The 8,408-nt window shown below is 36.0% G+C and carries 8 protein-coding genes; all 8 read right to left on the bottom strand.

The annotated features are described in order from the left end of the window. Window positions 1-426 precede the first annotated feature (426 nt). The 8 genes from HMPREF9073_RS04785 to HMPREF9073_RS04750 all read right to left on the bottom strand — a co-directional run bounded on the left by HMPREF9073_RS04785 (window position 427) and on the right by HMPREF9073_RS04750 (window position 8,364). Entirely contained in the window at window positions 427-1,386 is a 960-nt protein-coding gene (locus HMPREF9073_RS04785) for a fibronectin type III domain-containing protein (RefSeq protein ID WP_009412870.1), read from the bottom strand. A gap of 287 nt (window positions 1,387-1,673) precedes the next feature. Further along, window positions 1,674-3,140, bottom strand: coding sequence for a pyruvate kinase (gene pyk / locus HMPREF9073_RS04780; RefSeq protein ID WP_009412869.1), 1,467 nt, complete (start codon window positions 3,138-3,140; stop codon window positions 1,674-1,676). Next, complete coding sequence (locus HMPREF9073_RS04775; protein ID WP_009412868.1) at window positions 3,134-3,604, bottom strand: IPExxxVDY family protein; 471 nt, start codon at window positions 3,602-3,604, stop codon at window positions 3,134-3,136. Before HMPREF9073_RS04775 ends, pyk begins: the two co-directional genes overlap by 7 nt. A gap of 174 nt (window positions 3,605-3,778) precedes the next feature. Next, the gene (locus HMPREF9073_RS04770; protein ID WP_034555402.1) at window positions 3,779-4,378 is read right to left on the bottom strand and encodes a hypothetical protein; all 600 of its coding nucleotides are present in this window, start codon (window positions 4,376-4,378) and stop codon (window positions 3,779-3,781) included. 3 nt (window positions 4,379-4,381) lie between these two features. Then, the gene (locus HMPREF9073_RS04765) at window positions 4,382-5,644 is read right to left on the bottom strand and encodes a nucleotide sugar dehydrogenase (RefSeq protein WP_009412865.1); all 1,263 of its coding nucleotides are present in this window, start codon (window positions 5,642-5,644) and stop codon (window positions 4,382-4,384) included. 37 nt (window positions 5,645-5,681) lie between these two features. Beyond that, complete coding sequence (locus tag HMPREF9073_RS04760; RefSeq protein ID WP_009412864.1) at window positions 5,682-6,671, bottom strand: hypothetical protein; 990 nt, start codon at window positions 6,669-6,671, stop codon at window positions 5,682-5,684. A 29-nt stretch (window positions 6,672-6,700) separates the two neighbouring features. Next, a complete protein-coding gene (locus HMPREF9073_RS04755) occupies window positions 6,701-7,339 on the bottom strand; it encodes a hypothetical protein (protein WP_009412863.1) in 639 nt (212 codons plus the stop codon). Window positions 7,340-7,428: 89 nt separating this feature from the next. Next, window positions 7,429-8,364 (bottom strand): hypothetical protein, encoded by a 936-nt coding sequence (locus tag HMPREF9073_RS04750; protein WP_009412862.1) that lies wholly within the window; start codon window positions 8,362-8,364, stop codon window positions 7,429-7,431. Window positions 8,365-8,408 lie beyond the last annotated feature (44 nt).

Genomic DNA, 8,408 nt, shown 5'->3' with positions numbered 1-8,408 from the left:
CTTAGCCAAAGGTCGTAGCACGACGAGCAATTAAGAACTATGACAAAATGTAGTGACAAAATTTTTGCAAACCAATTCTGATTTACTATAAAGTATTTTAGGCGACAAAGATATTAAATAATTAACAAATTAATAAATTTTCCAGTGTTTACTTTGCAAAAGGCTTTTTACAACATCTGTTTGTTGGGCTGGGCTTAGTTTAATATTAGCCACAGCACCAACTTTTTTTGTGGGTAAGGCTTTAATAAAGTCGAGAAGGGCAGTACCCATAAGCCCTTTACCATCTTTTGTAAGCTCAAGTAATACCCAATGTAACTTAGTATTTTCTTGTATGTTTACGCTTGTAAGGGGAGCTTCTGAAGCGTCTAATATTGCAAGATTAGGTTGCTTAGAAAGGTCTAAAGTAGTGATATTGGTGTTGTCAATTTATAAACGGACAAGTTGCGGGTTTTGGCTAAGGTCTAAGCTATGGATACTTTTACATCTGTTTATAAGTAATTCTTTAAGATTTGTGAATGCTTTAACATCGAAGGCAGGAATAGCAGTGGTTTCGGTTATATCCAAAAAAGAAAGATTAGTAGGGAGAGTGCTATTGAGCATAGTATGACTATCCAAAGATAACGCTGTTATATGCTCTAAGTTTTTAATAGATGGAAGTTTATTATTTTCAACAAATAACTTCCTCAAAAAAGGGTTATGACTAATATTCAAGTCTGTAAGCTCTCGGTATGCGCAAATTAACTCAATAACTTTACCATATATTCTAAAAGTTTGAGATTTTAGGGTATAATCAAGATAACCTTCGAACTTTGGTAGAACATCTATCCCTTCGTCCCATTTACCATTGTTGTTGAAGTCAATCCAAAACCCCTTTTTGTCTATTTTATCACCATCAATAAAAAAGCTTATTATTTCTCCTACTTTTTTCTCGGTAGTAAGCTGTATATAGTTTGTTGTATCAAGTCCAGTAGGATTGATAGGCTTAGCAGGGGTAGTGAACTCCTGTGCGGGATACTCAGTAGTGTTACCTGCTTTGTCCCATACCTTTACCCATACGCGGTAAGTAGTTTTCTCGGTAAGCCCTGTAAGCTTATAAGTGCTGAAAAGAGCTTTTGGGGTACCGCTATTTTTCACCTCACTACTACCCCTCATCTGCCATAACAGCTGATAAGTGAGCTCTTTAGCATCAGTTTGCCCATCAGTAGTTAGATCCCACGTAATAGTAGTGGTATCAAAAGCAGTAGTTTCAATTTTGGTAATAGTAGCCAGTATAGGAGATTCAGTATCAATTGAGTTGTTATCATTTTTTGAGCAACTGATAACAACTAAGGCTACTATCATCAATAACAGATAAGTATCTTTTTGAAGATTTTTTATTAGTTTCATATTATTTCATTTGCTATAGTAAATACGATAGGTATCGTATTCATTTTTAGGCGACAAAGATAATAAATAATTACGAATTACGAGTTACGAATTACGAAATTATTACGAATTACGAATTATGAAGAGAGGTATTAGCCCAAAGACGTTTGTTCTACTTAGAGAGGAGGATTTGTAAAAACGGTTTTTTATAAAACAAAATGTTTTTCTATAGAATTTAAGGATAAAAATATAAAAAAAGGTTGCTCAGCGTTTGCTAAACAACCTTTGTGACAACTTGTGATTTGTTATTATTTTTTCTTTTTATTCTCGAAATTTACGGCGCAAGAGTCGATTTCGGATACACGGAGGGTGTTTACCATTCCTTTGCCTTGCATTGGCATTGATACGAGACTTATCATTATATCACCCATATCCACATAGCCTTTTTCGTTGGCAATATGGTTGATGTCCTCAATCAATTCATCGGTAGAAACAAAGCGATCGTAGTAGAAGGTGGTTACCCCCCACAATAGGTTCAACTGGGTGAGGATACGCTTGTTAGACGTGAAAATGAGAATGTGTGAATTAGGGCGGTATGACGAAATACGGAAGGCTGCATATCCACTGTTTGTAAGCGAGGTAATTACCTTGGCATTGGTGTCGTTAGCCATTTTAGCTGCGTGGAAACAGATCGTATTGGTTACATAACGCAACGAACGTATAAACGGTGTGATGAGAGGAACTTGGATAAGGTTAGAATCCTCTACACTTTTGATGATACGAGTCATCTGTTGGATTACTTGTACAGGATATTTACCTACTGAAGTTTCACCAGAGAGCATCACAGCATCGGCACCGTCCATTACTGAGTTTCCTACGTCGTTCACCTCGGCGCGGGTAGGTGTAAGGCTTGAAATCATACTTTCCATCATTTGGGTAGCAATGATTACAGGGATGTGGTGTGATTTAGCTTTGCGCACTAATTCTTTTTGGATAAGAGGCACTTCTTCAGCTGGAATTTCTACCCCAAGGTCACCACGGGCAACCATAATACCATTACAAGCTGCCATAATCTTATCGATGTTTACTAAAGCTTCAGGTTTTTCAATCTTGGCAATGATAGGAATTTCGTGACCGGCGTTTTCTTTGATGAGTTCTTTTAAATCTTGGATATCTTCGGGGTGTCGCACGAATGAAAGTGCAAACCAATCAACTTCTTGAGAAATAGCGAAAAGAGCGTCGCGTACATCTTTTTCAGTAAGAGCGGGGAGTGATACTTTTGTATTAGGTAAGTTTACACCTTTTTTAGATTTGAGAGGGCCACCTTGTACAACTACAGCTACAACCTCGTCTTCACGGTTAGTAGATTCCACTTCAAAGATGAGTTTCCCATCGTCTAACAAGATGCGTTCACCAGGGTTTACATCTTGAGGGAACGCTTTGTAGTTCATATAGGCGCGTTCTTTAGTACCTACAAAAGGTTCACCTGTAACGAAAGTAACGCGGTCGCCAGGGTATACCACAGCATCGTCTTCCATTACCCCTACGCGCAATTTAGGACCTTGGAGGTCGGCGAGGATAGCGGTATGAAAACCGTGTTCTTCGTTGATTTGGCGAATCATCTTGATGCGGTTGCGCACATCGTCGTAATCGGCGTGTGAGAAGTTGATACGGAAGACGTTCACGCCAGCCGCCATCATATCTTTTATCACCTCAGGACTTTCGGTAGCGGGGCCTAAGGTAGCTACAATTTTCGTTTTTTTTGTATTTAACATTCTTGAAAAATCTGTTTATATTTATTATTTAGTGTATCGGTATCAATAGTATAAGCGGTAGTGGCGGGTATTTCGGATATTTTAGAGATTAGTGAGGTGGTATCGATGCGTCTTTCGGTGTCTATTTTTAGAAAGTAGTCTACTTTTTTAAATTTGTCTATCAGATAAGTAAGGGAGGTGGTACTCTCAAAAAGTGAAAGGGTGTGCATTTCTTTCTCTATTAGTAGTTTGTTGCCTATGCAGTGCCAAGCAGTTCCTAACAAGGGATTTTCCCAATAGTAATACGAAAAATACTTACCAGAAAAAGTGTCTAACAGACTTGCTTTTTTGTTTTCTTTAGCCAATTGCAATTGCAGAGTTTTGTTCAGAAAATAAGCCAAGCGATAGTCGTCTAAAGCTGAATGTACAGCAAAGAGCTTGTAATCACAAGGCAGAATATCTATTAATTTAAGAACTGTAGCCATACTTCTTCACTTTCAGGCGGCAAAGATACGAACTAATTAGCTAATTAGCAAATTAGCAAGTTAGAAAATTGTTTTGGCACGGTTTTTGGTTTTAGGTAGTAAAATAATTTAGAAATCGCTATTATATTATATATTCTAAGGCGCGTTGCTGTGATAGTAACGCGCTTTTTTATTTTAGAATCGGATGCCAAAGCCTATACCTAAAGTGCGGTATTCTGCTGTATCGGGTATTTCATCGGAAAGGATAGGTTTTCCGACCTCAAAACTTGTATATGAGGCATCTATCAATACACTTACAGTGAATGAATCTTCTACAGCAATAGGGATACTCAACCCTATTTTAGCTTCGCCAAAAGAAGCCTTTACTTGTTTGCTCAGTGGGATAAAACCAGATAGTTGTCCGTAAATATCGGCATAAGAAGCCTGAGGGAGCATTCCTCTAACAACGATTCCTGCTTTTAAAGCAGTGGTTACGGGGGCTCTGAAATGGTGAATCCCCACAATACCTCCTACAGCAAAAGAATGGGTGAGTAGGTAATTAGCCGAAAAATCGGTGGAATAAATTACTTTTTCTTTAAACTTGTGTTCTTTTCCATAAGAAGCATCTCTACCCAAATGGTCTATAAAATGAACCCCATACGAATAAGTAGCTTTTTCTTTTCTCGGGATGTTTAAATTAGCACTTGCTTGGAAAAACCATCTTTTGTCAAAGAAATCTTGAGCGAGAAGCATTGAGGGCAATAAGAAAACTGCAATGTAAAGGATATTTTTCATTTGTTACAATCTAAAAATATTCTCAGCAATAGGCAATTTGCCTTTTACATCGTAAATGATTCCTTTTTCGTTTAGGAAATCGGCTATATTCATCTGTAAAAACTCGTTGTGTGCTACGCAAAGTACTACTACATCATTGTTTTTAGGGAGTTTTTCTTTTTCAGTTTCTACTTTTACGGCATACTCTTCATCAGCACGATTAGGGTCAGCCCAAGAGTCGTATATCACTATGTGAGCAGTGAAATTTTCGAGCGTGCGATAGATGTCTATAACTTTAGTATTGCGAGTGTCGGGGCAATTTTCTTTAAAAGTAAAGCCCAATAGCAGAATTTTGCTGTCTTTTACGGGAGTGCCTTGTAAACACAAGCGGTTGATAATCTGGTAAGCGATATAGCCCCCCATAGAATCGTTAGTTTTACGGGCTTCCATCATTAGGCGGGGTGAAACGCCGTGGAGTTTGGCTTTTTGTATGAGGTAGTAAGGGTCTACCCCTATACAATGTCCGCCTACCAATCCAGGGCGGAAAGGCAAAAAGTTCCACTTGCTACTGGCGGCATCTATCACGGCATTGGTATCGATGTCGAGAATATTAAATATTTTGGCGATTTCGTTCATAAAAGCGATATTCACATCGCGCTGAGCGTTTTCTATCACTTTGGCGGCTTCGGCTACTTTGATAGAGGAGGCGAGATAAGTACCCCCAGTAAGTACTGAATTGTAAAGCGCATCGACCTTTGCTGCTACCTCAGGGGTAGAACCTGAAGTTATTTTGCAGATGTTCTCCACCGTGTGTTGTTTGTCGCCAGGGTTGATGCGTTCGGGGGAGTAACCTACGAAGAAATCGCGGTTGAACACGAGGTTTGATACTTTTTCTAAGACAGGTACGCATACTTCTTCGGTTACTCCTGGGTAAACCGTTGATTCGTAAATCACAATATCACCTTTTTTGAGCAATGCCCCTACTGTTGCACTTGCTTTGCGGAGTGCGGTAAGGTCGGGTTGCTGATAGAGGTCGATAGGGGTAGGGACAGCCACGATATACACATTGCAATCGGCGGCATCTGCAGGGTTTGTAGTACAAATGAGGTGAGTAGCCAAACGCTCTTTAAGCGTTTCACTACTGATTTCGCCGGTAGTATCTACCCCAGCATTGAGGCTTTCTACACGCACCTTATAAGGGTCGTAACCCACGGTGGGATATTTTTTAGCAAAGAGGCAAGCTAAAGGCAAACCCACATAACCGAGACCTATAATACCTATTTTCATCAATTAACAATTAACGATTAACAATTAATTTTAAAACCTATTCATATATTATTTCGTTTATTTTTTCAGGATCATAATCTTCAAAGAGGATTTCTCCAAAGTCTTTTTGCGTTAGTTGAGCATTGAAAGGCTTTCTCTCATCCTGCCAATTGGTAATTTTCCCAAATCGGTGTAGAACAATCTTATTTTTACTATATTTAAAAGTGATATACTTTTCAGCGGTATATTCATCAGGTACCTCAGTGTCTAATTCAATGGTGAAAAAATTGTCTTTAAAAGCAATTCTTTTGAAGAAAAAACCTTCCATACTTGGATAGATTTTTTCATTGTGAAAGAATCTGTATTTATCACCTCCTTGATGAATTAACAAAATAATAGGGGCAACCAAAGTCTTATGGTCATCAGACTTTAAATCGTTGTTATTTTTAAAAACAAGAAAGATATCTTTATAACCATCTTGATTGAGGTCGTGTTGATACATTTTTTTCAGCGTAAAGAGCTTAGATTTTTGTATGCGATTGATGACCTCAGAAATATTTTTAAATTGAATCATCTCCCCACTGTCATTTTGAATGATCCCCTCTTCTGTTATGACGATGTCCTCAGGAGTAGTAATATTGGGAGTCTTATTAAAAATCCATTCTTTTATTTTTTTATCATCTAAAAATAAAGACGCTCCCAACTCATTATGGATAAAATTAATATGAGCAATACTCTTAAGATGCAGTGTGTCTAATATACGGAATTTTTCTACATCTTCATTTGAAAGAAACTTTTCTAAACTAAAAACAAAATAATGATAGTGCAATGGTTTGTAAACACTATAACAAAGACTATCAGATTTAAAATGACTGCTATTTTTTATACATTCATAATCAGAAAGCTCATCACCGGCATAAAATTCTTTTCCTATAAAAATCTCATCTTTTGATGAATTTTCTTTATCCAAAGATTGCTTTTCCTCTTTCTGGAAAGAACAATTATGCAACAGGAATAAACTTAAAAAGGAAATTATTACCTTCATCATTTTTTGAGTAAGATTTTTAGTTTTTAATATCAGTTGTCATACCAATAACGTTCATATTTTTTACCTCCTTTTACTCCATAAAAGTACTCATCAGGTTCTTCTGAAGAGCTGTAATCACTTGGAGGCGGGCAGTCGTATATCAACTTGTTTAAAGGCTCTTTTTTGAGTTTGTTATCCAATATTGAGAAAATATGTTGAATCTCAAAAAACTCTTTATTGTTTGTAATATGATATTTTCCTATGGCAATTCCAAAAGAATGTCCTTTTTTATCTAACTGACAGACAGCATAATCATTTGTTGTAAAAACTTTTACCACGCTTTTTATCACTTCCTTACCATTTTCTTTTTTAGTGATAAGTACGAGTCTTTCTCTTTGTTTACTATTAGTATAGGTGTAATCAGTAAAACTCTTTAAAACCACCCATTCTGAAACTAATACATTGCCATAAAGCACCTGTCCTCCTCCATCTATAAAATATTTGTTGTTTAAGCCAAATATTTTGGCTAATTTCTCAGAGCGATAAATCATCGTTCTACTGACCTCTTTTGAAGATTCTGAAAAGTCAGATAAATCTTGAAAAGAGATATAAGGGAGGTCGTTTTTTATTTCTTGAGCAATTGCTAAAGCAAATACAAAGAATGTGATAGTTGTTAAGATTTTTTTCATTGATTATTTATTTTAAGAGCTATCGGACGAGTTGGACGGGGCAGACAAGTAGGATGGGAGCGGATAGAGGATTTTTAATTGATTATTTATCAAAAATTAAATAACCTTAATGTTTCAGGGTCATAATTTTCAAAAGAGACTTTTCCAAAGTCTTTTTGAGTTCGAATTATATCAAAATCATCAGATGCATTGTTGAAAATATTTGAAACCTCTACTTTGTAAAGAAAAATTTCATTTGTTTTGTAATCTATTGAAAAAGTAGTGTATTTTATTTGTATTGGATCTGTAGAGGTGTTTTCTTCAATAGTGAAAAAACGATTTTCAAAAGAAATATTTCTAAATCCTTCTCCACTTGTAATGGTGTTATTAATTATCCTATTATTGAAAAATATTTTTTCCTTCCCTTTATCACTTAAAATTATTTTTATTGTCGAAAAAAGATCTTCTTCTTGATAATAAACAACAATGCTATCCTCAATGCCATCTTTGTTTATATCCATTTTTTCTCTAAAAAGAATCTTTCCTAAATCACTATCGTCATCACTAGGCATTACATCTCTTTTCCCCGCTAAAATATCATCATTTAATATTTTAGAAATTACAAAATGCCCGTCCTTATCTTTTTCTAATAAAAAGTCTACACAAGTTTCTTTTTCATAAGTGTCTCCAAATAGTAAAAAACAACATCTGTATTCATTTTTGTTTTCTAAAGGTGTTATTTTTAATGTACTATTGAGAACATCAGCAAAAAAATCTTGTCCATTTATAAAAGGGTCGTAATCTAATGTCATATCAGCAGATAGTTCGTCAATCTTTTCCAACAATTGCTTGGAAACATATTGCTTGAAAAGTACTTCTTGGTTATCTAACGAACCATTATAAACAGATGAATAAAAAGCTTTTAGAGTTGCTATAGCAACTTCTGTATCTGTAGGTGTAGGTTCAGTAGCAACGTTATTAGCGTTCTTCTTATCTCTACAACTAATAAAAGCTATTAAAATAAATGTGATAATAATTCTTTTCATAAGTATAAAAAATGTCAGACAAGTCGGACGGGGCAGACGAGTAG

Source organism: Capnocytophaga sp. oral taxon 326 str. F0382 (assembly GCF_000318295.1).
Lineage (GTDB): Bacteria > Bacteroidota > Bacteroidia > Flavobacteriales > Flavobacteriaceae > Capnocytophaga > Capnocytophaga periodontitidis.
This window is presented reverse-complemented; position numbering and strand designations above follow the sequence as displayed.